Source organism: Paenibacillus sp. FSL R7-0204, from assembly GCF_038002225.1.
Lineage (GTDB): Bacteria > Bacillota > Bacilli > Paenibacillales > Paenibacillaceae > Paenibacillus_AQ.
In genome coordinates, this window is the sequence record NZ_JBBOCA010000001.1 from 1,976,077 (window position 1) to 2,000,363 (window position 24,287).

The 24,287-nt window shown below is 53.4% G+C and carries 21 protein-coding genes; 14 read left to right on the plus strand and 7 right to left on the minus strand.

Annotated features, from left to right (window positions below; all coding sequences use genetic code 11):
* Positions 1-24: 24 nt before the first annotated feature.
* The 3 genes from MKX42_RS08865 to MKX42_RS08875 are packed head-to-tail and all read left to right on the plus strand — an operon-like array spanning position 25 to position 3,106.
* Positions 25-1,431 (plus strand): MBOAT family O-acyltransferase, encoded by a 1,407-nt coding sequence (locus MKX42_RS08865; protein WP_340752180.1) that lies wholly within the window; start codon positions 25-27, stop codon positions 1,429-1,431.
* Between the two features lie 15 nt (positions 1,432-1,446).
* Positions 1,447-2,595: a DHHW family protein gene (locus MKX42_RS08870; RefSeq protein WP_340752181.1), complete on the plus strand. Its 1,149-nt coding sequence runs from the start codon at positions 1,447-1,449 to the stop codon at positions 2,593-2,595.
* A gap of 22 nt (positions 2,596-2,617) precedes the next feature.
* Positions 2,618-3,106 carry a DUF4358 domain-containing protein gene (locus MKX42_RS08875; protein ID WP_340752182.1) on the plus strand — a complete coding sequence of 163 codons (489 nt, stop codon included), beginning with the start codon at positions 2,618-2,620 and terminating at the stop codon, positions 3,104-3,106.
* A gap of 106 nt (positions 3,107-3,212) precedes the next feature.
* Here MKX42_RS08875 and MKX42_RS08880 read toward each other — a convergent pair whose 3' ends face one another.
* The 4 genes from MKX42_RS08880 to MKX42_RS08895 all read right to left on the minus strand — a co-directional run bounded on the left by MKX42_RS08880 (position 3,213) and on the right by MKX42_RS08895 (position 6,487).
* Positions 3,213-4,214 carry a VanZ family protein gene (locus MKX42_RS08880; RefSeq protein WP_340752183.1) on the minus strand — a complete coding sequence of 334 codons (1,002 nt, stop codon included), beginning with the start codon at positions 4,212-4,214 and terminating at the stop codon, positions 3,213-3,215.
* Between the two features lie 561 nt (positions 4,215-4,775).
* Positions 4,776-5,639 carry an IS3 family transposase gene (locus MKX42_RS08885; RefSeq protein ID WP_339311273.1) on the minus strand — a complete coding sequence of 288 codons (864 nt, stop codon included), beginning with the start codon at positions 5,637-5,639 and terminating at the stop codon, positions 4,776-4,778.
* 11 nt (positions 5,640-5,650) lie between these two features.
* Positions 5,651-5,968, minus strand: a complete 318-nt coding sequence (locus MKX42_RS08890; RefSeq protein WP_340750981.1) for a transposase — start codon at positions 5,966-5,968, stop codon at positions 5,651-5,653.
* A 174-nt stretch (positions 5,969-6,142) separates the two neighbouring features.
* The gene (locus tag MKX42_RS08895) at positions 6,143-6,487 is read right to left on the minus strand and encodes a DUF3221 domain-containing protein (protein ID WP_340752184.1); all 345 of its coding nucleotides are present in this window, start codon (positions 6,485-6,487) and stop codon (positions 6,143-6,145) included.
* A 261-nt stretch (positions 6,488-6,748) separates the two neighbouring features.
* Here MKX42_RS08895 and MKX42_RS08900 point away from each other — a divergent pair, with 261 nt between their 5' ends.
* The 3 genes from MKX42_RS08900 to MKX42_RS08910 are packed head-to-tail and all read left to right on the plus strand — an operon-like array spanning position 6,749 to position 8,674.
* Positions 6,749-6,946 (plus strand): hypothetical protein, encoded by a 198-nt coding sequence (locus tag MKX42_RS08900; RefSeq protein WP_340752185.1) that lies wholly within the window; start codon positions 6,749-6,751, stop codon positions 6,944-6,946.
* A complete protein-coding gene (locus MKX42_RS08905; RefSeq protein WP_340752186.1) occupies positions 6,939-8,198 on the plus strand; it encodes a DNA polymerase IV in 1,260 nt (419 codons plus the stop codon). Before MKX42_RS08900 ends, MKX42_RS08905 begins: the two co-directional genes overlap by 8 nt.
* Positions 8,195-8,674: a hypothetical protein gene (locus MKX42_RS08910; RefSeq protein ID WP_340752187.1), complete on the plus strand. Its 480-nt coding sequence runs from the start codon at positions 8,195-8,197 to the stop codon at positions 8,672-8,674. Before MKX42_RS08905 ends, MKX42_RS08910 begins: the two co-directional genes overlap by 4 nt.
* Positions 8,675-8,682: 8 nt before the next feature.
* Here MKX42_RS08910 and MKX42_RS08915 read toward each other — a convergent pair whose 3' ends face one another.
* The 3 genes from MKX42_RS08915 to MKX42_RS08925 all read right to left on the minus strand — a co-directional run bounded on the left by MKX42_RS08915 (position 8,683) and on the right by MKX42_RS08925 (position 11,858).
* On the minus strand, positions 8,683-9,087 hold the full coding sequence (locus tag MKX42_RS08915) for a GNAT family N-acetyltransferase (protein WP_340752188.1): 405 nt from the start codon (positions 9,085-9,087) through the stop codon (positions 8,683-8,685).
* Between the two features lie 146 nt (positions 9,088-9,233).
* A complete protein-coding gene (locus tag MKX42_RS08920) occupies positions 9,234-11,048 on the minus strand; it encodes an alpha-glycosidase (RefSeq protein ID WP_340752189.1) in 1,815 nt (604 codons plus the stop codon).
* Positions 11,049-11,159: 111 nt separating this feature from the next.
* Positions 11,160-11,858: an SOS response-associated peptidase gene (locus MKX42_RS08925; RefSeq protein ID WP_340752190.1), complete on the minus strand. Its 699-nt coding sequence runs from the start codon at positions 11,856-11,858 to the stop codon at positions 11,160-11,162.
* Between the two features lie 102 nt (positions 11,859-11,960).
* On the opposite strand from MKX42_RS08925, the gene MKX42_RS08930 reads away from it, so the two are divergent.
* The 8 genes from MKX42_RS08930 to MKX42_RS08960 all read left to right on the plus strand — a co-directional run bounded on the left by MKX42_RS08930 (position 11,961) and on the right by MKX42_RS08960 (position 24,282).
* Complete coding sequence (locus MKX42_RS08930; protein WP_340752191.1) at positions 11,961-12,431, plus strand: DUF523 domain-containing protein; 471 nt, start codon at positions 11,961-11,963, stop codon at positions 12,429-12,431.
* Positions 12,432-12,597: 166 nt separating this feature from the next.
* Positions 12,598-13,749 (plus strand): cysteine desulfurase family protein, encoded by a 1,152-nt coding sequence (locus MKX42_RS08935; RefSeq protein WP_340752192.1) that lies wholly within the window; start codon positions 12,598-12,600, stop codon positions 13,747-13,749.
* Positions 13,750-13,837: 88 nt separating this feature from the next.
* A complete protein-coding gene (locus MKX42_RS08940; protein WP_340752193.1) occupies positions 13,838-14,359 on the plus strand; it encodes a PRC-barrel domain-containing protein in 522 nt (173 codons plus the stop codon).
* 14 nt (positions 14,360-14,373) lie between these two features.
* On the plus strand, positions 14,374-14,583 hold the full coding sequence (locus tag MKX42_RS08945) for a hypothetical protein (protein WP_036690502.1): 210 nt from the start codon (positions 14,374-14,376) through the stop codon (positions 14,581-14,583).
* 346 nt (positions 14,584-14,929) lie between these two features.
* Entirely contained in the window at positions 14,930-15,232 is a 303-nt protein-coding gene (locus tag MKX42_RS33395) for a transposase (RefSeq protein WP_445669297.1), read from the plus strand.
* A complete protein-coding gene (locus MKX42_RS08950) occupies positions 15,154-16,107 on the plus strand; it encodes an IS3 family transposase (RefSeq protein ID WP_445669363.1) in 954 nt (317 codons plus the stop codon). The genes MKX42_RS33395 and MKX42_RS08950 overlap by 79 nt, the downstream gene beginning before the upstream one ends.
* A gap of 449 nt (positions 16,108-16,556) precedes the next feature.
* Positions 16,557-21,104, plus strand: a complete 4,548-nt coding sequence (locus tag MKX42_RS08955) for a carbohydrate binding domain-containing protein (RefSeq protein WP_340752194.1) — start codon at positions 16,557-16,559, stop codon at positions 21,102-21,104.
* Positions 21,105-21,312: 208 nt separating this feature from the next.
* Positions 21,313-24,282: a GH36-type glycosyl hydrolase domain-containing protein gene (locus MKX42_RS08960; protein ID WP_340752195.1), complete on the plus strand. Its 2,970-nt coding sequence runs from the start codon at positions 21,313-21,315 to the stop codon at positions 24,280-24,282.
* Positions 24,283-24,287 lie beyond the last annotated feature (5 nt).

Genomic DNA, 24,287 nt, shown 5'->3' on the forward strand with positions numbered 1-24,287 from the left:
GTGAAAGTCTGGAGGTGACGGGGATTGGTCTTTAGCAGTCTTATATTTTTATTCCTCTTTCTGCCGGTCACCCTGCTGATCTACTATCTCTCACCCATGAGGATTAGAAATGCTGTTCTGCTTGCCGCAAGCCTGGTCTTCTATGCATGGGGAGAGCCCGTATACATTTTCCTCATGATCTTCTCGACGGTATTTGACTATGTGAACGGGATTCTGATCGACAGATACAGCCATCGTAAAGTGATTGCACAGGGCGTGCTGATCCTGTCCATGACGGGGAGTCTGGGGATTCTTGGCTTCTTTAAATACGCAGGTTTTGTCTTGGACAATATCAATTCGTTGTTCAACCTGCACCTGCAGGCAGCAGATCTTCCGCTTCCGGTCGGAATATCCTTCTACACGTTCCAGACGATGTCTTATATCATCGATGTTTACCGCAGGAAGGTGCCTGTTCAGAAGAACCTGATCGCCTTCAGCGCCTACGTGACGATGTTTCCGCAGCTTGTAGCAGGTCCGATTGTTAAATATGAAGATATTGCGGGACAGCTCGCTAACCGCACAGTGACGTTGGAGCGTTTTGGCGAAGGGGCGGAATTGTTCATCAGAGGGCTGGCCAAAAAAGTGCTGCTGGCCAACAATATCGGCTTGCTGTGGACAAGCGTCAAAGCGGTGCCTGCGGCGGAGCTGTCGGTTCTCTCCGCATGGCTTGGCATTATCGCCTTTACGTTTCAAATCTATTTCGATTTTAGCGGATATTCGGATATGGCGCGCGGTTTAGGTAAAATGATCGGGTTCGAATTTATGGAGAACTTCAACTATCCTTATATCTCCAGGAGTATTACGGAATTCTGGCGGAGGTGGCATATTTCGCTGGGTGCCTGGTTCCGTGAGTATATTTACATTCCGCTCGGCGGGAACCGGGCGGGTATGCTAAAGCAGCTGCGCAACTTGGCGGTTGTATGGTTTATAACCGGATTATGGCATGGAGCGAGCTGGAATTTTATCATTTGGGGCTTATATTTCGGTCTTTTTGTCACGCTTGAAAAGCTGGTTCTCTTGAAACAGCTTCAGCGCCTGCCTGTGTTTGTAAGCCATCTCTACACCCTGATTGTCGTGATCATCGGCTGGGTATTCTTCGAATTTGAACATCTGCCTGCGGCCATGACCTTCATCGGAACGATGTTTGGCGCCGGGGCCGGTGGATTCGCAGACAATCGGGCGCTTTACGATGTGTCGACGAATGCCCTGCTGCTACTGCTCTTGGCGGTTTGTGCCACGCCGTTTCCCGGCAGAGCACTGACCCGGTTCAGAACCAGGTTTGCCCGCTTCGGCACACTTACCGCTTTCGCCATCTACTTCATCTTTATCGTGGCCTCAACAGCCTATCTGGTCAATGCAACGTACAATCCATTCTTATACTTTCGTTTCTGATGGAGGTGATTATCTTTGAAGAACTACGGCCAAGTCTATTACCGCGCACTCGCTGTTGTACTGCTTATGTTTACCGGGGCGGTATTGGTTGTCAATTGTCTGACCCCGGGGAAAGTATTCTCCGAATCAGAGAACCGGGTGCTGCAGCAGCTCCCGGCATTCTCGCTTCAAACCTTAGGATCAGGCAAGTTTACTTCAGAATTTGAAGCGTATCTATCGGACCAGTTTATGGCGAGGGACTTTTGGATTGGACTGAAATCCGATGCGGATCAGGGATTGGGGAAAAAAGAGAGCAACGGGGTCTACCTCGGCAAGGACGGGTACTTAATTCAAAAATTCACTCCTCCCGGACATGAGGATTTGGCAGACAAGCTGAAAGCCATTCAAGCCTTTGATCAGGCTACGCCTGGTCTGCGCAAATATATGATGCTCGTGCCGACGGCAGCTTCCATACTTGAGGATAAATTGCCGCCTTATGCTTCCGGTGGGGATGAGAGGGGCTATTGGGACAAGATCAAGGATTCTGATCTCGGGGACATTCGATGGATCAGTGTTTTTCCCGTGCTGGAGGCGGACAAGGAGCAACCGCTCTATTACAAAACAGACCATCACTGGACGACCCAAGGCGCTTTCCTTGCCTATCGGGAACTGGGCGCGCCCATGGGTTTTACACCCAGGAACGAAGATGATTTCAACATCCGTCAAGTCACTAGTCAGTTCTATGGATCTTTGTATTCGAAAAGCGGATTCAGGCACATACGGCCGGATGCTATTGAGCTGTATTATCCAAAGGTATCGGAGACCGTTTCCGTGGAGTACGCCCACGAACAGCAAAGTGCGGATTCGATGTACGCTATGGAAAACCTCACCAAGAAGGATAAATACGCTGTTTTTTTCAACGGGAATCATGGCTTGCTTCGCATAACAACCGGCAGTGCGGAAGGGAGAAGACTGCTTATTGTTAAAGATTCGTATGCCAACAGCCTGATCCCTTTTTTAACCCCGCATTTTAGCGAAATTGATGTGATAGATCTCAGATATTATGAGGGGGATGTACTGAAACTTATGGAAGAACGGCAAATCCGTGACATGCTGATTTTGTATAATATGACGACATTTTTTGAAGATCCATCCATTAAAGCATTAGCGGATTCTGTGGAATAATCCAAAAAGGAGGTCAGTAACCATGCTTACTGGACAGAAAATTAAATACGTGGTTGTCCTGTCTGCCGTCATGATTTTATGTGGCATCTTGATCGGATGCTCCAGTAAGAAAGAAGATGCCAAAGACGTTCCAGTCCATACCATTGAAGAGCGTATCAAGCAAGCGGCTTCTATGGAAGCTATGGACAAGGGGGATATGAGCAGGCTTAAGAAGCTCTATCAGCTTAATGCAGATGAAGTTCAGGATTTTGTGCTGTATACAGCAGAATCGAACGTCGAAGCGAATGAACTGGCCGTGATCAGAGTGAAACAAGAGGATCAAGCGGACAGCGTTAAGGAAAAGATCATGGAAAGAATCGAGGCTCAAAAAGTCAAGCTGAAAGACTACCGCCCCGAGCAATTTTACCTCGTCGAAAAGCATATATTAAAGGTCAAGGGCCGTTATATTTTGTTCACGGTCTCCAAGGATGCGGAGCAAATCGAAAGTGCGTTTAACGAAGCTTTTAAATAATCCCATTCACAAATGCGAAAAAGACCCCTCGGGCCATCCACGGCTTGGAAGGGTCACGCATAAGTTTCTATCTTCAGGAGCTATCTAGCTAGCGGGCCTATTTATTTTATCCCCCGCCCAGCAGCCGCTGAAGCCGCGCTGCCAGCTTTTGTCCGGTATTGGCTTCTGTGAGCGTAAGGTCCCACAATACCGCATGGGTTCGGGGGTCGGCAGCCTCGGTGTTGACTCTAATGGTCAGCTCTTGTTTGCCTTCAACTGAAACCTGAAAAGACAGCGGCTGATTCTCGCCCGGTGCGATATTCACATCCAGGGAGTAAAGCTCTTCTCCGTCGGCGCTGATCATGACGCTGCTGGTGCCGCTGCCTTTAGCAGGTATAGCATCATCAGGGACGCCGAAATTCCCGGCTAACTCCTTATACTGTCCATCCAGGCGCAGGGAGAACTCGTGGAGTCCCGGATGATCAGGGCTATAGAGATTGACCGCCGGTTCAATCTGCTCCTGCGCTACAGTGAAGCTGCTGAGCGTTTCTTCCCACCGTATTTCACCCTGCTCAATAGGGAGCTGGTCCAGCGCTATGATCTCCCCGCGTCCATGATCCAGATAATAGTTGATACCGCTCACGGCGGAGTAGACAATTAACGTCAAGACAGCACCTGATGACAGGAGCTTGAGCATACCTTTTGTGGTTGTACGGTCGCGGCGGATCAGCCGCTGGGCGCCGTAGCCGACAATCGAGCCGAGCGTATTAATAACGATATCGTTAATATCAAACGCACCCAACCCCGTTACCATCTGAATCAGCTCAATTCCTGTGATGGCTGCAAAGAAGACCAAGAGGAACGGCAGGAACCGGCAGCGGATCAGCAGAGGAATGACTAGCCCGAACGGTACGAAGGCCAGATAGTTGCCCAGGTTGAAGACCCATAGATTCGAGTAACCACCGCCCGGAAAATGCAACGGAATCCCGTCGAACGTCAGGCGATAACGTAAGCCCGTCTCCGGCAGAGCCGATGAACGGTTGAAGCCGACAAACAAGAAGAACAGGGTAAGACCCGTGTACAGACCCAAACCGATCCAGACGGCGGTCCTCGTTTTGCCTTGAAACATGATGTGTGACCTCTCTTTATCGGTAGTTTATGTCCCTTGCAGAGGACAAAGGAAGTATAAGCTATCTTCGTTAGCCCAAGCAAGGCGGACAGTTGCAGTCCAGCCCCTCAGTAATCGAGCTTCCTCTATCCACACACATTAATGTGTTAATCGTACTTGCAATCCATCCAATGCCTATTCTTTGGGTGTGGCCAATAACAGCACCAATGTTCTGCTCAATACTGCCAGTGTTACCGGACCCGTGACCTTCTCCGGCGTTTCGACTGGATAAAAGAAAAAAACCCGTCAGCCTTAATTGGCCGGCGGGATTTTTTATACTGGATCAATCCATTCATCCTCTATTCTCCTTGATCAGTGTGCGCTCATACTCCGACGGGGTTCGGTCTTAATGGGACGGTCGGCTCGGCGTTACGGACTGAGACGCGCTTATTTGGAAGGAGAGTCACAACTTGGGCAAGTTGCGGACACCACGGCCCTTGATATTAACGAATATTCCGCTCCTAAACGTTCTTTAGAGAGACAATAAGGTCCACTCTGGACTTCTGTCAAGAAAGTAGACTGTTACGCAACGGATTTTTTAGTGAATTGCTTAGCAAAGCGGGCGGGGGAAAGATACCCCAGTGAGCTGTGCATTCGCTTGCGATTGTAATAGAACTCAATGTATTGGAAAATAGCATCATATGCCTGTTCCGGGTTTTTGAAGCGCGGATTACAGTAGATGAGCTCTTTCTTTAAAATACTGTGCCAAGACTCAATGCAGGCGTTATCGTAACAGTTTCCTTTACGGCTCATGCTGGATTTCATGTGGTATGTCTTTAGTTGGTCGACATATTCTTTTGAGGTATATTGAGACCCTCGGTCAGAGTGGTGCAGTAGGCCCTCGCCGGGTCGCTTCGCCGTGTACGCCGCCTGCAGCGCGTCTAAGACCAGGCTCGTCTCCATATGGTTATACAGCCGCCACCCTACAATTTCTCGCGTGCATAGATCCATGACGCTAGCTAGGTATAAGCGACCTCCACGACAAGGGATATACGTGATGTCGGTGACCCATACGGTATTGGGCTTAAGCACCTTAAACTCTTGGTTCAGTGTGTTTGGTGCAATGGGATTATTATGCTTGGAATCGGTCGTCTGCACTCGGTATGGCTTAGATACAATAGAGCGGAGCTTCATTTCTCGCATGTACACACTCACTGTGCGTTCCGTGACCGTATAGCCTTCCTGATGCAGCAGGCGGGTGATCTTCGGACTTCCATACCGTTTTTGATGGTCGTCAAAATGGTACCGGATTCGCTCCATAACAGCAGCCTTGCGGAGGGCTTGCACACTGGCTTTGGCGTTCAGCCACTTGTAATATCCGCTCCTGGATACCTGTAGGGTACTGCACATCTTCTCCAAGCGAAATGCGGAGCGATGGTCCTTCATAAACTGGAATCTTAATTCCTTGGTTTGCTGAAGATGTGCACTGCTTTTTTTACGATTGCCAATTCTTCCTCTGTATCGGCAAGTCGACTGTCTTTCTCTTGGAGCTGACGGCGCATCTCTTGGAGCTCGGCTTCGAGTTCCCGTACCCGATCCATACTGGCTACCGGTTCATTCTTTAGCTCCCGGTATTTCCCCATCCACTGGTGCAGCGTACTTTTCGGAATGTCCAGCTCTTGCGCGATGTCCCCTATGCTCTTCGTCTGCTCTTGAATGAACTTTACCGTTTGCTTCTTATATTCTTCGTTGTACCGTTGTCGTTTTTCTCCCATAGGGATGCACCTCCGTTGCCCTTATTATCCCTCCGTCCGTTAACTGTCGTCTACTTTCAATTCTAATCCCACTCGGTCCGTTACTCCGCAAGAAGTTCCTGTTTCTTCAAATTAACGGCTCTCTGGTCCGTAAGGAACCGAAGTAGCTCGGGGCCCTTGCTTGGCTTGCAGGCTTCACTGCTCCATTTTTGATTTTACAATTTGGTTGGCGGTAACTTGTGCCGGAAACGAATCATCACTCGTTTGATAGAACACTTCAATCTCTTCACCCTCTTTATATTTGGAAGGTGAAACTTTATTTACCCAAATGGCTTGAGAGTACATATCACTTTCTAGAACTTCATTGTAATTCTTATCTAAGTCTTCTTCTTTTAACTGAGCGATTACCAAGATCCTTGAATTCTCTACATCTACTGTGTGTACCTTCCCTTTAAAAACATTATCCTCCTTGCTACAGGCGGCTAGGCCTAACAAAAAAACGAAAATGAGAGTCCATTGGAGACTCGCTTTTATAAGCATGGACGTTCTCCTTTCAAGGGGTATGACATTATTCAATATTACCTCCTTTTGGGTTTCAGTTCCAGCTAGGGAATACGATGAAATTCCTGTTTGTTCCAGCTTTTCTTTATCTCTAAATGTCCCTTCCCGGTTCTAACTATCCCGCTCCCCGCATACTCTATTTTAACGGGAACATTTGTTCTATTTTACCATTGCTTAAAAATCTTAATCCTGGTTATAATACAAACAAATGTTCTTACTTGAGCCCGGAGGCGAACAATCATGAAGATGAGCATCGGCCAAACCATAGAAATGATATATCTGGACCAAGCGGGCAAGATTACGCAGCGGAAAATTGAAGTGCACGGTATCCGTGATGGCCGCATACGGGCCACCTGTCTGAGTACCGGCCAGCCCCGTGTGTTCCTTACTGCGGGCATCCTGTCGTGGCATCCGGCACGGGGGCGGAGGTATGCCTAAGGACCGGATTATTCTGCTCTCTGACTGCCAGTCCTTCTATGCCAGCGTGGAGAAGGCCGCCCATCCCGAATATGCGGATCAGCCTGTTGCTGTGGGTGATCCGTCGCGGATGAACGGGATTGTCCTGGCCGCTTGCCCGCTTGCGAAATCCTATGGCGTAACTACTGCATCACGCGTGGGAGAAGCCCTGACGAAATGCCGGGACCTGGTGGTTATCCGGCCACGGATGGGGACGTATATTCAGGTCTCGCTGCTGATCTCCGAGATCTACCAGGGGTATACCGATCTTGTGGAGGCGTTCAGCATTGATGAGCAGTTCCTGGATGTGACCGGCTCTCTGCGTGTGTTCGGAGGAGATCTCCCGGAGATGATTCACTCGATCCAGCAGCATGTTCTGTTATCTACCGGAGTATGGACCCGGGTCGGCATCGGCCCGTCCAAAATCCTCGCCAAAATGGCCAATAACTTCGCCAAGAAGAAGGCGGGCGGAATCTTCCGGCTGGATTACGATAATCTGGACACAGAGCTATGGCCGCGCCCGGTGCATGAAATGTTCATGGTGGCGGGCCGGATGACCAAGAATTTCTACCGCATGGGCATTACGACCATTGGAGATATTGCCCGGATGGAGCTGGGCGAGCTGAAGCGGAGAATGCGCACCACCCTGGGCAAGCAGAGCGATATTCAAGCAGAATATTATTGGCAGACCGCACGCGGCATCGATCCCAGCCCGGTGGTGACCGGGATACGCCATGAGATGAAGTCTGTCGGCCACGGGAAGGCGCTGCGCTGGAATCTGTATACCCGGCTGCCGGAGATTGAGGTGGTGCTGCTGGAGCTGGTGATTGAGGTCTGCCGGCGGGCGCGGAAGTACCGGTACATGGGAGCTGTGGTGTCCGTTGCGGTAGTGGAGACAGACGGCAACACCTCGAATGCCTATAGCCGGCAGACGACACTGCCGGAGCCTTCGTCGTTAACCCATGAGGTGGCAGCAGCCGCCCACCGTCTGTTCGTGGATCATTGGAGCGGCCTGCCGATTAGCCGGCTGGCTATCTCTATATCCCGGCTGACGGACGACAGTGTGATGCAGCTGACCTTGTTCGACGACCGGACGCGGAGCAGCAACAGAGAACGGGCTATCGATCAGATCAAGAACCGGTACGGAAGCGGGGCGCTGATCCGCGCGTCTTCTTTGCTGGAATCTGGGGTTGCTCTGGAACGGGCGCAGCAGATTGGGGGGCACTATAAATGAGCAAGCTAGACGGAAACGAGCGGTGGAAATCCAAAATGTTAATGACAGAGCATGTCCAGCAGTATGAGCAGAAGCAGGGAACAGAGGGCAGGAAAATGATTACGGTAGAGGAACGGACGATGGTGCGTGACCTCATTCTGCTTCCTTACCTCGATACGATGGTCAGCAAAAGCCTGAAGGAGCTTGAGTTGTCCAATAGCATTCTTAAGCGGGCTTTCATGCTCGCCGGCCAGGCGATTCAGCAGCGTATTATGCAGGATACCTACCAGCTGCAGAAAGAGCTGAGGCAGCATAATATCCGGGTGCTGGCAGATGAGCAGGAGGAGTTCCTGGTGTATTACAAAATCTTTTGCCGGGGCTATCAGGAACGCTTCGGACTCACCCGGGATGTGATGCGCACCGAGATCAGCCTGAGGCTGACCAGGTACACAGCGGAGCTTGGAGCCGGTCTGAAGAACCAGCATTTGAGCAGTTAGTGTATCAGCTACAGCGCTTTGGTGAAGAAAATCTCCAGCGGCTCATTGTCCGGCAGCAGGCAGCCCGAGTCGCGGTAGCAGAGCTTCCGGTAGAAATGCTGGGCCTCTTCATTGGCCATCGAGGAGGTCATGACCTGCTTATGGCCCATGGCCTGCATCGCTTGCTCCCAGTGCTGCACCGCCTGTCTGCCGAAGCCTGCGCCGCGATAAGGCTCATCAATCCACAGCAGATTCATGAAGGGGATCTGATCCCAGAAATAGCCGTAACGCAGCCAGCCAATGTCCAGCCCGCCCTCGCTCAGAATGTAAATCTCCTGCTGGTTTATTTTCGGGAGAAGAAGTGAGTTCAGGATATGATGGTCACGGCTTGCGAGGTAATCATAATCGGCTTCGGTTGCGGTTCTAATGTTCATGCGGCGGCTCTCCTGTCATTGTATAGGTTGTGAAGAACGATTGTTTTTACAAAAGTATACCACCTCTGGTAGCCCGGTTCGGTGTAACAAACAGCTATAAACAAACAAGCCCCTTCCCGGGGCTTGTCTTTGTCTAAATATAGTTCTCAGGCTTCGCAGCCAGCTTGTCCACTATACAGTATGCGGTATCCTAGCGGCTCCAGCGTCATACGGATTTTCTCCCCATCCTGCTCCACAGGCTCGCCGCTCAAGGCATCCTGCCAAGTGTCCTCACCCAGTGAGTGCGTAAGGGTCAGCGGTTCGGTAGAGTTGTTCATCCAGACCGTGAAGCGGGTGTGCTCATTCCAGCGTTCATACACCAGACCCGGGCTGGCCGGATCACTCAGCAGGAAGCGGAACCGGCCGGTGCGCAGAACCTCATGTTCCCGGCGCAAGGCAATGATACTCTGATAAAAGCGCAGCAGCTCCCGGTCCTGCCGGTCCTCTTCCCAGATCATGCATTTGCGGCAGTCCGGGTCATCCTCCCCGGTCATTCCGATCTCATCTCCATAGAAAATACACGGCGTACCGGTGAATGTGAAGAGGAAGGTAATGGCCAGCTTCAGCCGCCCCTTTTCTCCTCCCAGCCGGGTCAGCACTCTCGGGGTATCATGGCTCGCCAGGAGATTGAACAGCACTTCATTTGCCTGCCGGGGATAGCGCATGAGGAGCCCGTAGATCTGCGCTGCGAAGGTGTCCGCATCCATGTCGTTGTCCGCGCCGAAGAACTTCAGCAGCCGGTCAGAGAAGGGATAGTTCATCACCGAATCGAACTGATCGCCCTGCAGCCAGCTGAGGGAGTCGCTCCACACCTCGCCGATGATGAACGCTTCCGGGTTAATCTCCTTGACCGCCTTGCGGAAATCCCGCCAGAACACATGGTCTACCTCATTAGCGACATCCAGCCGCCAGCCGTCGATGTGTACCTCCTTGAGCCAGAACTTGGTGATATCCAGCAGATAATCTCTGGCTTCCGGGTTAGCAGTGTTGAGCTTGGGCATTCCGCTGAAGAAGCCGAAGGTATCATAGTTGGCCTTGCCGTCCACCACCTGAACGGGATAATCATGGATATGGAACCAGCCTGCATATTTGGAGTCTGCTCCATGCTCCAGCACATCCTTAAACGGTGCGAACTCAGAGCTTGTATGATTGAAGACGGCATCGAGGACCACCTTAAGTCCTTTGGAATGGGCCAGGTCTACCAGCAGCTTGAGCTTATCGAGATCCCCGAAGTTTGCATCAACCGTTCCGTAGTCAACGGTGTCATATTTATGGTTGCTGGGAGCCTGGAAGATCGGGGTCAGATACAGTGCCGTTACGCCAAGCTCCACAATATAATCCAGATGATCAATCATCCCTTGCAGGTCTCCGCCAAAATAGCTGTCATGGGTGGGCGTTTCGCCCCATTCGAGCGTTCCCTCCGGGTCATTCGCCGGGTCTCCGTTAGCGAACCGGTCCGGCATGATCTGATAGAAGACCGCAGATTTCGCCCATTCGGGCACCTGGAGCAGGTCAACCTCATGGAGGTAAGGCATTTCGTAGTAGCCTCCGGCAGGCGCAGGCAGCCCGTCTGTAAAGAAGCCGGATTCTAGCATCCATACCGTTTCCTGACCGGTTTCCAGCCGGAAGCCGTAGGAGAAACGTTTGAACTCGGGGAAGACCTCTGCTTCCCAGTAATCGAAGAAGCTGTCAGTAGCTACCTTGTGCATGCTCAGCTCCTGATGATGCTGCTCCCAGTCGTATTTGTCGCCGATCAGGGAAAATACCCGGTCTACGTTGTTTTTTTTGCTGCGGACTCTTAAATAGAAGGTATCCTTGTCATACGCATACGCCCATCGTCCCTGCGTTGAATGATAGAGACATTCCAGCTCGATGGAGGAGGCGGATGAACTTAAGGACACTGCTTGTCTGCTGAGAGCCATATGAAATTCCTCCTGGGGTTCGTATTGTGGATGGATATTATGAGATATGAGCTTTAGTTAATACCCTGGGACCGGAGGTTTCAAACAGCAGATATTTCGTCTTAGGAGTAGTCAAAATAGTGTGCCCTGCACCGGCTCCGGCCGGGCTCTGCGGATCAGCTCAGGGTAGTCACTCCTGACATCGCCCACGGCTGCGGAGACGGGATAAGCCAGCATTTGATCCGCATCGTAAGGCCGCAGCAGCTTCATCAGGGCGGGAATATTCCGGTTGCTGCGCTCCAGCCACTGCGCCTCCCCGTCCGCATCCAGAATGACCGGCATCCGGTCATGGATGTCTTTCATGAGAGTGTTCGGGGCGGTGGTGATGATCGTGCAGGTGGAGATTTTGCCGCCGTCCGGGCTGGTCCAGATATCATACAGAGCAGCCATGGAGAACAGCTTCCCGTCCCGCATCGTGATCCGCATCGGCTGCTTGCCGCCTTCCTGGACCTTCCAGTCATAGAAGCCGTCTGCGGGAATCACACAGCGGCGGGAGGCCACCAGTCCTTTGAACGAAGTCTTCTCCAGCAGAGTCTCACTGCGGGCATTGATTAGCTTGGCAGCGTTCTTGTCCTCCTTGGACCAGGAAGGGAGCAGCCCCCAGCGTAGTTCTCCGAGCTTATTCTGTGTGCCGTCATGAATAACCGCAGCAATATGCTGCATTGGAGCTGCGTTATACCTCGGTGCATATTGGATGAGCGGATGCTCCCGGATGAAATACTTGGCGATCAGCTCCTCCAGCGTTACCGTGATCGTATATCTTCCGCACATGTTGTCTATGCCTCCCTGGAAAGTTAATGGTTTACAGACCGAACAGCTTGTCTTAGCATTATATAAGATGAGACTTAGGATTGCGAAGGGGGACAGCGGGCAATGATTATTGTAAGCTCCTGCCTGGCAGGAATGAAGGTCAGATATAATGGAACAGATTGTCTGGAGCAGGGCATCCGGCAGTTGCTGGATAGCCGGCAGGCGGTTGCTGTATGTCCCGAGCTGCTGGGCGGCTTCTCTACCCCGAGAGAACCGGCAGAGATTATAGGCGGCAGCGGCAGCGATGTGCTTGAGGGGCAGGCCCGGGTGGTTGACAGAACAGGGAATGATGTAACCGCAATGTATATAGAGGGCGCGTATGCCGCACTGGAGCAGGTACGGAGCTTAGCGGCCACGCTTGTTGTCCTTAAGGAGAACAGCCCTTCCTGCGGCAGCTCGAGGATCTATAACGGAGAATTTGCGGGCATGAAAATCCCCGGAGAAGGGGTGACCACAGCTCTCCTGCGGCTGCATGGTATTGAAGTGATCTCCGAGGAGCAGCTTGCTGCGCGGTTGCCGGAATTAGAGGGCTGACCGGGAGCGCTGACCATGGACAAATGTTACAATATTGTGTTTATTAACAGGTGGTAAAACAGGCAGTTCAGCAGTATAATCTAGTAGTCCTGTAAGTGGAATCGGCATTGCCGTCCTTTCAGGGAAACAAATAAATTCTTATATTTAAGAAGCGGAGAATTTCGTTATGAAACCCATCTATTTGGACCACGCCGCCTCAACACCGGTTCATCCGGAGGTGGCAGCGGTTATGTATCATATGCTGTTGAACGAGTACGGCAATGCGTCCAGTGTGCACCTGTTCGGACGGTCTGCCAAGAGAATTATAAATGGGGCGCGCGACAGAATCGCGGGCTTTTTGGGCTGTTCCCCTGAGGAGTGGGTCTTCACAAGCGGCGGCACGGAGAGTGATAATCTCGCGCTGTTCGGCGCAGCCTATGCTTCTGCTTCCAAGGGTAGACATATCATTACTACAGCGGTTGAGCATCATGCAGTGCTGCATACCTGCGCGGAGCTTGCGGGGCAGGGCTTCGAGGTCACCTATCTTCCTGTGGATTCTACTGGCCGTGTCTCTCTGGAGGATGTGGAATCGGCTCTGCGCGAGGATACAGTACTGATTAGCATAATGTATGTGAATAATGAAGTGGGAACTGTACAGCCTATAGAAGAGATTGGCAGATTGGCGGCCGAACGGGGTGTGCTTGTGCATGTAGATGCTGTACAAGCTCTGGGAACATTGCCCCTGGTGCTCCGCGACCTGCCGGTCGACTATATGAGCTTCTCGGCCCACAAGATCGGAGGTCCGCAGGGGATTGGAGGCTTGTACGTCCGGCGGGGGGCGCCGCTTATGCCAAGACAGCATGGCGGACTTCAGGAGCGCGGCCGGCGGGCGGGCACGGAGAGTCTGGCTCATACCGCCGGGTTCGCGAGAGCTGTTGAACTGGTTGTGCAAGGGCAGCCGGGTCATCATGAGCAGGCTCTGGAGCTCCGCAGAACGCTGCTGGAGGAGCTGGACAAGCAGGTTGGAGCAGAGAGATATGTCGTCAACGGAAATGAACAGCATACGGTGCCTGGAATCCTGAATATCAGCTTTCCCGGAGCCGGTACAGATGTGCTGCTGATGAACCTGGACATGGAACGGATTGCGGCGGCCAGCGGTTCGGCCTGCACATCAGGATCTCTGGAAATCTCCCATGTTCTCCGGGCGATGAAGCTTCCGGAAGAACTTTTGAACTCTGCGATTCGCTTTAGTACAGGTTTGGGTAATACTAATGAAGAAATGCAGGTTGTTGCCCAGAAAGTTGGAACCGTTTTGAGCCGGCTGCGTAATAGAGACTAGGCGTCCGTGCATTCTGGCAGCCGTTTAAGAGGTACTCCGGCCCATGGGAACCCGTAGGCAATACTAAGGTGAGGGGACTTGGGATACCATGAAGCTTCAAGATATGATTGGCCTCACTGTGTATGAAGTTGAAGAGGGTACTGAAGTCGGCGAAATTATCGATATCGGACTGGATTCAAACTGGAATATTACGGGTATTGAACTGGAGAGCAAATCTTTTTTCTCTAGTCATGTGAAAGTTGTGGCATGGGATAATATTGCCGCTTATGGCGAAGATGCTGTCATGATCCGCAATAAAGAGTCGATTGTTAAGGTCGACGCTGACCATATATCCTACACTTTTCTCTTGGGAAAGAACAAATTGAAGGACAGGCAGGTGCTTACAGCATCAGGAACGGTGCTTGGGCGAATATCGGATGTTTATTTTGACCAAAAGTTGGGAAACACAATAGTAGCGCTGGAAATCAGTGACGGGCTTGTAACTGATTTGATCGAAGGCCGCAAATGGCTGCCTTGTTCTGAAGAGATGACTATCGGAGAGGATTCTGTACTGGTTCCCGCGATGAGTGAAGAACGGCTCCAAAAAGCCATTAATATTGTTAACGGATAGGTGGAATGTATTATATGAAGTGTCCAAACTGCAACTCCAAGGATATCGGCAAGATCGGCTCCCACCAGTTCTATTGCTGGGGCTGTTTCATCGAACTAACGGTCAACGGCGAGAAAATGTCGGTGTATCAGGTTGAAGAGGATGGCACGCTCAGCTCGCTTGACGATCTGTTCTCGGGTGAAGAGGTTGCACAGGATTTCCCGCAGATCCACGCCTCCTCTTGAGCATTGCCTGATTCATAACCGGCCAACAGTTACATAGATTCGCCGTGCCCAAATACCGGGCGGCTTTTGAAGCCGCCCGGTATTTGGGCTTTTTTTGAATGGTGTGAATAAGGAGGCGAAGTTGAATGGATGTGAAAAAAAAGAACATATTGAGCGGGCGAACGGATGTGTGGGCCGGATGTATGTAGAAAACCGACTACAAAGGGCAGGTGTGGGGTGTGCGGGCGAAATGTAATCGAAAAACCGATTACATTTCGCCAAGTGGTATTATCCCCTTTAAGTAGACACTCGAAAAAACCTCATGTGTTAACATGAGGAAATGAGTGAACTTGGAGGGGATTTTGGTATGGCCAAAAAGGGACAAGTGTTTCAATCGTACACGGAGGCATTCAAGAAAGAGGCTATTCAAGCCTATTTTACAGGAGGTGAGAGCTATAAGGTCGTCTCCGACAGGTTGGGGATTGTGAACTGTACCCAGCTTAAAGTATGGGTAAAGAAATATCGGAATGGGGAGCCACTCGATACACAAAAAGGGGCAACAAGCCCTTTAAAAGGACGTCCACGTTCTACATTTGCCAGTATAGAAGAAGAACGAGATTACTTAAAGGCACAGGTGGACTACTTAAAAAAGCGGTATCCAAATCTGTAAAGGGAGGGAAGCTTGGACTGCACGACAAATACGCCGTAATTGAAGAACTACGTGACCAACATGGCATCACCCGCCTATTAGCCATTGCAGAGGTATCGCGGGCAAATTACTACAAGTGGCGAGGTGCAGAGGTTCGACGAATGGATGCCCATGAGCAAGAGCACGCCATTAAAGAGCATATGGTGGCTATTCACCTGGTTCATCCCTATTTCGGGTACCCTCGAATGCAGGCAGCCCTGCGGGAGGCAGGCTACCTCGTCAACCACAAGAAGGTATGGCGGCTCATGAAAGAGCTATCGATCCAGTCTGTCATTCGCAAGAAAAGGAGTCGTGCGGGCTCTACTCCTTCCGTGGTCTACCCGAACCGATTAAAGCGTAAGTTTCATGCGACAGCACCTCAGCAGAAGCTAGTAACGGACATCACATATATCTCAGACGGCACCCGTTTTTATTATCTGTCTGCGATTCAGGACCTCTTTAACAATGAGATTGTAGCTTGGCAGATCTCGGAGCGAAACGACGTAAACCTCGTCTTAGATACCGTTGAACAGTGGACACGGAAAAGAGACGTGTCTGAGGCCGTGCTCCATTCGGACCAAGGCTTTCAGTACACGTCTCAGGCGTACAACACACGATTAGAGGCATTCAGCGTCAAGGGCAGCCACTCTCGCAAAGCAACCTGCCTGGATAACGCCTGCATCGAATCCTTCTTTTCGCATCTGAAGACAGAAAAGTTGTACCTTCACCAGTGTAAGTCAGAAGCAGAGATTCATCAAGCCGTTGAGGAGTATATCTACTTTTACAATTACCAACGTTTTCAGGCGAAACTGAAACAGCGCGCGCCGATTGAGTATCGACACGCGCTGGCTGCTTAGCTTTTTTCATCTGTCTACTTGACAGGGGTATGACCAAAGTGAGGTCGTGCGAGCTGGATGTAATCGAAAAACCGATTAGATTTCGCCACGCGAGGTCGTGCGGGCTGGATGTAATCGAAAAACCGATTAGATTTCGCCACGCGAGGTCATGCGGGCTGGATGTAATCGAAAAACCGATTAGATTTCGCCACGCGAGGTCGTGCGGGCTGGATGTAATCGAAAAACCGATTAGATTTCGCCACGTGAGGTCGTGCGGGCTGGATGTAATCGAAAAACCGATTACATTGGACTGGCGCGAGCGGCGTTTACAGGGAGCTCCGGACAAAGTTGCAACTTTGTTATACGGGCTAAGGAATTGGTATGTCGTCTCTGGGACACGGACCCTATACTGAAATCGACTGGCAAGAGACCAGAATTCAACAAGGTTCTACACGAGGGGGAATGTTCAGATGTACCGCAAAGGAATATCCAAGCTTCTGATCGCCGGGTTACTGCTGTCAGGGATTCAGCTTCCGGGAACTACAGGAATAGCGCAGGCAGATAACGGGAAAGACGCAGACAGGCTGTCTGCAAGTACAGGCTGGGCCGATGCAGCCCGGGCGGCAGGGTTCGCCGATATGAAGCAGCACTGGGCTTCATCCGCAGTGAACAGGCTGTCAGCCGCAGGAATTCTGCAGGGGGACGAAGCAGGACAATTCCGACCGGGACAAGCGGTTTCGCGGGCAGAGATGGCCGCCATTATCAGCCGCGTGTTCCGTTACGCGGATTCACGCAGCACTGTATTCAGTGATGTAAGCGCTTCTTCCTGGTATGGCAAGGATGTAAGCCGCGTGAATGCCGCAGGCGTTATTCAAGGCTACGCGGACGGCCGGTTCCAGCCGGGAGCGGCCGTCACCCGCCAGGAAGCTGTAACCATGCTGAGCCGGGCGTTCACGCTGGAGGCGGGCTCCCCGGGTGCGCTGGCTGCACAGTCAGATGCGGCAGCGGTCAGCAGCTATGCCCGGGAAGCCGTGAGTGCGATGCTGGATGCCGGTTACCTGCGCGGCGATGCGGACGGCAAGCTGAATCCGCAGGCGCAGATGACACGGGCGGAGCTGGCCGAGCTGCTGAGCCGGATGGTCGGGTGGATCAGCTCCGGCGAGGGAAGCCAAAAGCTTGGAGCGGTGTCCGGCAATGTGATTGTCAACCGGGCGAATGTGCAGCTTGAAGGCGGAACCGTCAGCGGCAATCTCTACGTCACATCCGGAGCGGGAGAAGGGGAGGTTGCCTTCTCAGGCATCAAGGTGCAGGGAACGGCACATATCTCAGGAGGCGGTGACCATTCGGTGGTGTTCCGCCAATCTACCCTGGGGCAGATCAAGCTGAATAAGCTTAGCACTCTGGTAAGGATGGTACTGGAGGATGGCAGTACCGCAGCGCGCATCGAATTGTTTAAGCCGGCGAAGGTGGAGATCGGAGCGGGCTCACGCGCAGAGACTGTACTCATCGGCGCAGGCGCTGCCGGATCAGAGATCGTGAGCCGGGGGCAGATCGGCCGGCTTGAGAACCAGGCGGACCGTGTACTGCTGAACGGCCAGGCACTCAAGACCGGCGAGACGCTTCGGGACTTGTCCGGCACGGGAGCTACAGCGCAGGCAAGTGCCAGGGCTACCACTGCCCCGGCCCAAGCGGGCGGCGGAAGCGCAGGCAGTGGCACACCAACGCCAACCTCCACACTTTCACCTGCGACGCCGGTGCCGACAGCAACGCCTGCTGTCACCCCAACCCCAACGCCGGCTCCACCAACCCAGAACAATCCATGGGAGCTCGTCTGGAATGACGAATTCGACGGCAAGACCATTGATGAGGGCAAATGGAATGTACAGGATACCGGCACGGTGTACAATAACGAGCTGGAATATTATCACCCGGACAATGCTTCGCTTAAGACAGAGAGCGGGCAGAGCGTACTGGAGCTGGAAGCCCGGAAGCAGGCTTACGGCGGCAAAAATTATACTTCAGCTAAGCTGACCTCCAAGATGAAGGGCGACTGGACCTACGGCAAATTCACCGTGCGGGCCAAGCTGCCGGTTCAGCAGGGGATGTGGCCAGCCATCTGGATGATGCCAACCGATGATGAGACACAGTATGGACCTTGGCCGGGAAGCGGCGAGATGGACATTATGGAATTGACGGGACCCGTTGCCGGCAAGGCAGGAGCAGATTTGTATCCAAGAACGGTCCATGGCTCGATTCACTATGACATTCCGCAAACTAGCCAGACCAAAACCTATGTATTGCCGGAAGGTCAGACCTTCGCTGATGATTATCACGACTTCACGCTGGAATGGCTTCCGGGCCTGATCCGTTATTATGTGGACGATAAAATGTATTTTGAGACGAGTGACTGGGGAACGATGGCGAAAGGCCAGCCGGATTACTATACGTACCCTGCCCCGTTTGACCGGCCGTTCTATATGATTCTGAATCTGGCTGTGGGCGGGGACTGGCCGGGCGATCCGAAGGCCGACTTCAAGTCGGATAAAATGTATGTAGACTACGTACGGGTCTACAAATACAACAACCTGGATCAATGGCCGGATGTAACAGGGAAGCGGCCGGTAGATCCGGGACTGTCGACCCCGCAGCGTCCTGCCCTGGCAGACGGGAATCAGATCTACAACGGGGACTTCAAGGGTGCTGTAGAAGCCCAGGGTCAGCCGGAATATTGGGAATTGATTGCGAATGAGGGCGGAAGCGGAGCCGTCTCCGTCATTGAGGATCAGGATAAGGGCAAAGCGGTGAAGGTTGCTGTCCATGAGGCCGGAACCAAGAACTACTCCATTCAGCTTGCACAGAAGCCGCTGCTGCTGGAGAGGGACAAAGCCTACAAGGTAACCTTCGATGCCAAAGCGGACGCAGCCCGGCCGCTGATGAGCAAGCTGACCGAATTCGGCGGCGGATGGACGGCGTATTCCGGGGAGCGTAATTTCCAGCTTACAACGGACTGGCAGCCGTATGAGTACAGCTTTACGATGGCCAAGGCTTCGGACAATAATGCCCGCTTTGAGTTCAACCTGGGTCTGAACAACATATCTGCCTACTTCGCGAATGTAAGGGTGGTAGAGATAGAGGCGCCGCCGGTAGTACGCACTCCGCTTGCAGACGGCAACCTGATCTATAACGGAGGCTTCGATCTGGGAGAAGCACGGCTTGGATATTGGAGCTTTGCCGTTAAGCAGGGCTCGGAAGCAGCGGCGAAGGCCAGTGTAACTAATACACTTGCTCTGCCGATGATGAAGCGGGAGTTCCGCTCGGACGTGAAGAAGGCCGGAGGATCGCCGGAGGATGTGACGCTGACCCAGGCAGGAATTCCTGTGTCCGCAGCAGCCGTCTACCAGCTTGCCTTCGATGCGAGATCGGCCGAGGCGCAGCCGCTTGGCATTAAGCTGGCAAGCAGCGGTGGACAGACGGTCTACCCTGACGGAACCACCTTCACTCTGACACCGGAGTGGAAGAGCTATACAGCAGAGATTGAGCTGTCCGGCGGGTCCGGCACGGAAGCTGCGTTATCATTCCTTCTGGGCGCGGCTGCGGGGCAGACCGAGATTGACAATGTGCGTCTCGTACGGATGACCGATCCGCCTGTGCTCACTAACTACCTGCATCTGAGGGGAGACCAGTTCTGGAGAGCCTCGGGAACCGGTCTGATTCCAAGCGGTGAAGGCGGCAAGGATATCACGGATATGGATAAGGGCGACTATGTGGAATACAAGGTGGTACTGCCTCAGGCAGGCAGCATTGTTCCGGTAACCCGCGTATCCAGTGTGCGCGCCGATTCGGAGCTTATGCTGTCAGTGCTGGATGCCGGCAAGCAGAATGTAGTAACGGAATCTGTCTACAGCACGGCAGTTGGCGATACCGGAGGGCTTCAGTCCTACCGGGCGATCGTTGGAACCCCGCTTGCGCTGCCTGCGGGAAGCTATTACATCCGTCTTGGCGGCAGCGGCTACAATCTGGCCTGGCTGGATCTGTCCCGCGAGCTGGTGGTGAACGGCAGCTTCAAGGACGCTTCCACCGACAACTGGACGCTGTTCAAGAAGGACTGGGATGACAATGATCCGGGGAAGAGCACTGTAATGAAGGCTGTGTATGGAGAACTGCAGGTTAGCCTCGGCGGAACGGGAACGGAGGCGTGGCATGCACAGGTGAAGCAACCGGGCATCCCGGTAGAGCAGGGCAAGAAATATCTGCTGCGCTTCGATGCGGATGCTTCGGTGGCCCGGGATATTAGAGCGCTGGTTCAGCGAGACGGTTCAACCGATGATATCTGGACTCCTTATCTGGAACAGGAGCTGAGACTCACCGAAGCCGGAGAACATTATGAATATCTATTCACTGCCCCGGCAACGGATTCCGCAGCGGTGCTCCAGTTCAGTCTGGGCAAGATCACCGAAGAGCTCGGAGCGCACGCGGTCAACCTGAGCAATATCTCCTTGATTCAGGTAAGCCCGGTGCTGGATGGTGAGGCTTACGGGGAGAATCTGATTCCAAACGGCGATTTCTCGGCGCCGCTTAAGGGCTGGAGCAGCTACTCCTCCGACAACGGAGAGTTAGCTATTGACAATGTGGATGGCGCGCTGCAGATCAAGGTGGGCTCCACGGGAACGAACACCTGGGACCGGCAGGTCTTTTATGAGGGAGTCGCTTACAACGAAGGCAATCATTATACACTTACCTTCAAGGCCAAGGCATCGGCTGAACGCAAAATGAATATCAGCATCGGCTGGCTGGATGTAGCGGACAATTACAAATGGCACGGATATACGAGCAAAATTGTTGATCTGGGCAGCGAATATCAGGAATATACCGTAGAATTCGATGTCGCCGGGGGCAGTACCTCCATCGGCCGTATTTCATTCGAGCTGGGGGATATCAAGGATGGCGGCACCGGGCATCTGACGGTGGACGTGGATGATATCGTGCTCACGAATAACGGAACAGCAACTGCACCTTAAGCACCTTGAACATGCTTTGGATTTTGTTATTCAGGCTTACGATTTGGTATTTAGACTGGGCGCAGACACTTCTATAATTATTACATGGAGGACGGGCAACCGTTCTCCATGCTTGTTCAGAACTTCCCCCAATTCTTCAGCCTAATGAGTATACATAACAGGGAATGAGTATCGTCCAACAGAAAACAGGAAAAGAGGAGAACCATTCATGATGCTGAAATTCAATACCGCAAGAGCGGCGGTTGCTTCGCCTGAGGATATCCTGAGACAGGCATTCGCAGACCGGATAGACAAGGGCGGCCGGCTAAGTGCCGTCTTCACGGATTCCCAGTGCATCGGAGCTGTTGGTGTAGCCGGCCTTCCGCTCCGGCTGCCTGCCATTCAGGAGCTGCTGAAGCTCCCGGAAGTGGCAGCGCTGCTGCCGAAGGAGGCTGGCACTTCCGCGCTGTTCACCGTGAATGATACAGGTAAGGCACTATCCCTGCATATCCGCCATGCGGGAAGACAGGAACAGGCAAAAGCGATACCGGAGGCGGCTGCAAGAGCGGCGCTGGTGCAGCTTCAGGCTGCGCCGGGCTGGGCTGGTGCCCTTAACGCTGAAGGCGAGCATGTGATTGACCTGCACTCCCCCGTTCCAGGTCCGCACTTCGCGGTCAACCTGCTGCTGGGCAACCGTCTGGAGTTCCCTCATCCGCTCCAGACTACACCGAAGAGCGTGGTAGACCGCCTTGGCGGCGGCAGCTTCCGTTCCCATGCGGCTACCCAGGTACTGGCGACCCGCTGGGATATGCGCCAGGAGGAGAACGGCTTCCCGGCCAACCGTCAATTCTATCTGTTCGAGGACGGGAAGCAGATCTTCTATTCCGCAGATCCGGGCGGAGAAGGCGTTGAATCAGCGGTCTGCCGCCATTCGCAGAATGTAACCATCATCACGTACCGCCTGTCCGGCGGACTTGAGATCACGCGTACGATCTTCATTCTGCCGCATGCTGAAGGTCTGCCGCTGGCGACCGAGATGCAGCGGGTTACGATTATGAACCATGGAGAGAGCAGCCGCCAGCTTCGTCTGGTGTATACGGGCATGTTCGGCTCGGCAGCACCGGGCGCTCTGTTCGAGGATGTGCTGTATAGCAATGTTATTATGCAAGGCGGCGTATTGCAGGACGCTGCTGGTGCCGTGGCTGCAATCAGCCCCGACTACTACCCGGAAGGCGGGCGCCATGATCTGCGCTTCCACACGATGATTATCCACGGGGAAGACGGACCGGTGCTCCCGCGCGAATATTGCGTCAGCTACAACGAGTTCGTCGGCACCGGCTCGCTCCACCGACCATCCGGCGCGCTGAAGCTGAGCAGCATTCTGCACCGCAAGGGCCCGGGCTTCTTCGCGGTAGCGGGGGAGATTCAGGTTGCTGCCGGAGCCTCGGCAGCGGTTGACCAGCTGACGGGCCTTGTCTCCGACAAGAGCGGTGCTACCTGGAGCGATACGGTACTGGAGGAAGAAGTAGGTGCATTGATCGCCCGCTTCACAAGCCGCAGCGCGGCCGAAGAAGCCTTGGCACAATCCCTGAAGTTTGTGCGGAATTACTCCAGGTTCCTGCAGGTATCCTCCGGGGACGCGGATTTCGACCAGTTCGTGAACCGTAACCTGCCTTTTCAGGTGCTCTACCAGAGCTTTGTCTCCCGCTCCTTCTGTCAGACCCAGAAGGGCTACCGGGAGATCGGCTTCCGTGAAATTCAGGATATGTATGCCTCGATGTATTATTTCGTCGGGATGGGCCGGGGCGGCCTCGTCAAGAGCCTGCTGAAAGAATGGACCAGCATGGTCTTCGAGCTGGGGTATGCGTATCACAATTTCTTCTGGGCCGGCAAAGAGCCGGGCAAATGGTCCGATGATGCGCTATGGCTGATCCAGGCTGTCTACCGTTATGTCATGCTGACCGGGGATGCGGAGTTCCTGGATGAGTCTTGTCCGGTAGCAGGAACGGATACCGAACGGCCGGTATTCGAGACCCTGAAGGCGATTATTGTCTATTCCGGACAGATCTCAATCGGACGCCACGGCCTGCCGCTGCTCGACTTTGCAGACTGGAACGACTGTCTGAAGCTCGATGACACCTACCTGAACGGCCCGGCCAAGGAAGCGCTCTACCGGAAGCAGCTGGAGGCCGGCGGTGTCTTCGGGGATTCGCTGGAGAGTGATTATTCCGAGAGCGTCATGAACGCCTTCCTTCTCAAGGTGGCGGTCGATGAATTGTCCACCCTGGCCGCCCGCAAAGGCGAGCAGGCGTATGCAGATGAGCTGACGGTCTTCGGAGCCAAACTGCGCGAACGCATCCAGAAGCATGCCTGGAAGGGAGATTTCTTCGCCCGAGTGCTGTTCAACCGCTACCCGAACGGAGAATATACGTATCTCGGCGCTGCCGGGGACGGAATGTCCTCCGATCCGGCGAAGGACGGCTCGTATTTCCTGAATTCGTTCAGCTGGAGCATTCTGGCCGGCTGTGCGGATGAGAATCAGATTGCGGTGATGCTGGACACCATGAAGGCGCATCTGATGACGCCTTACGGCATGAAGCTAGTCTCGCCGGTGGCGCTGGGCCGGGTATCCACGCACACGGCATCGGATGAATACTTCCCGGGTGACCGCGAGAACGGCGGCGTATTCAAGCATGCCTGCATGATGGCTGCTGCGGCTATGTTCAAGGGAGCCAAGGAAGTATCCAGCCCGGATCTGGCTGCTGAGCTTTGCCGCCTGGGGTACTGGCTGCTGGACCGGATTATGCCGTTCAAGACGATGGATGATCCGTTTGCCGTCTGCGGAAATCCGCGGTTCTGCACCCAATACAACAATAGCGAGACTGGTGAGAACATCGGCCCGATGCTTAGCGGCACCTCGACCTGGCTCACCCTCTCGCTGATGGAAGCGCTGGGTATTGAATATACGGAGCAGGGCATAGCACTGAGTCCGGTGCTGCGGGAAGAGCAGACGGAGCTTACCTATACCTTGAAGCTGGGCAGCTCATCCTACCGGATTCAGGTCCGCAAGCCGGAGGGCTTCCACCGCATGCAGGACGGGGCGGCCCGCCTGACGCTGGACGGCCGGGTACTGGAGGACGGCTTGGTACCGGCCGTAGATGACGGCTTCGCCCATGAGGTAGAGCTTATCTTCGCGTAACTGAC

Coding starts and splice junctions, on each gene's coding strand:
- MKX42_RS08875 (WP_340752182.1), top strand. CDS start 2,618: ATGCTTACTGGACAGAAAATTAAATACGTGGTTGTCCTGTCTGCCGTC.
- MKX42_RS08880 (WP_340752183.1), bottom strand. CDS start 4,214: ATGTTTCAAGGCAAAACGAGGACCGCCGTCTGGATCGGTTTGGGTCTG.
- MKX42_RS08885 (WP_339311273.1), bottom strand. CDS start 5,639: ATGAAGGACCATCGCTCCGCATTTCGCTTGGAGAAGATGTGCAGTACC.
- MKX42_RS08890 (WP_340750981.1), bottom strand. CDS start 5,968: ATGGGAGAAAAACGACAACGGTACAACGAAGAATATAAGAAGCAAACG.
- MKX42_RS08895 (WP_340752184.1), bottom strand. CDS start 6,487: ATGCTTATAAAAGCGAGTCTCCAATGGACTCTCATTTTCGTTTTTTTG.
- MKX42_RS08900 (WP_340752185.1), top strand. CDS start 6,749: ATGAAGATGAGCATCGGCCAAACCATAGAAATGATATATCTGGACCAA.
- MKX42_RS08905 (WP_340752186.1), top strand. CDS start 6,939: ATGCCTAAGGACCGGATTATTCTGCTCTCTGACTGCCAGTCCTTCTAT.
- MKX42_RS08910 (WP_340752187.1), top strand. CDS start 8,195: ATGAGCAAGCTAGACGGAAACGAGCGGTGGAAATCCAAAATGTTAATG.
- MKX42_RS08915 (WP_340752188.1), bottom strand. CDS start 9,087: ATGAACATTAGAACCGCAACCGAAGCCGATTATGATTACCTCGCAAGC.
- MKX42_RS08920 (WP_340752189.1), bottom strand. CDS start 11,048: ATGGCTCTCAGCAGACAAGCAGTGTCCTTAAGTTCATCCGCCTCCTCC.
- MKX42_RS08925 (WP_340752190.1), bottom strand. CDS start 11,858: ATGTGCGGAAGATATACGATCACGGTAACGCTGGAGGAGCTGATCGCC.
- MKX42_RS08930 (WP_340752191.1), top strand. CDS start 11,961: ATGATTATTGTAAGCTCCTGCCTGGCAGGAATGAAGGTCAGATATAAT.
- MKX42_RS08935 (WP_340752192.1), top strand. CDS start 12,598: ATGAAACCCATCTATTTGGACCACGCCGCCTCAACACCGGTTCATCCG.
- MKX42_RS08940 (WP_340752193.1), top strand. CDS start 13,838: ATGAAGCTTCAAGATATGATTGGCCTCACTGTGTATGAAGTTGAAGAG.
- MKX42_RS08945 (WP_036690502.1), top strand. CDS start 14,374: ATGAAGTGTCCAAACTGCAACTCCAAGGATATCGGCAAGATCGGCTCC.
- MKX42_RS33395 (WP_445669297.1), top strand. CDS start 14,930: ATGGCCAAAAAGGGACAAGTGTTTCAATCGTACACGGAGGCATTCAAG.
- MKX42_RS08955 (WP_340752194.1), top strand. CDS start 16,557: ATGTACCGCAAAGGAATATCCAAGCTTCTGATCGCCGGGTTACTGCTG.
- MKX42_RS08960 (WP_340752195.1), top strand. CDS start 21,313: ATGATGCTGAAATTCAATACCGCAAGAGCGGCGGTTGCTTCGCCTGAG.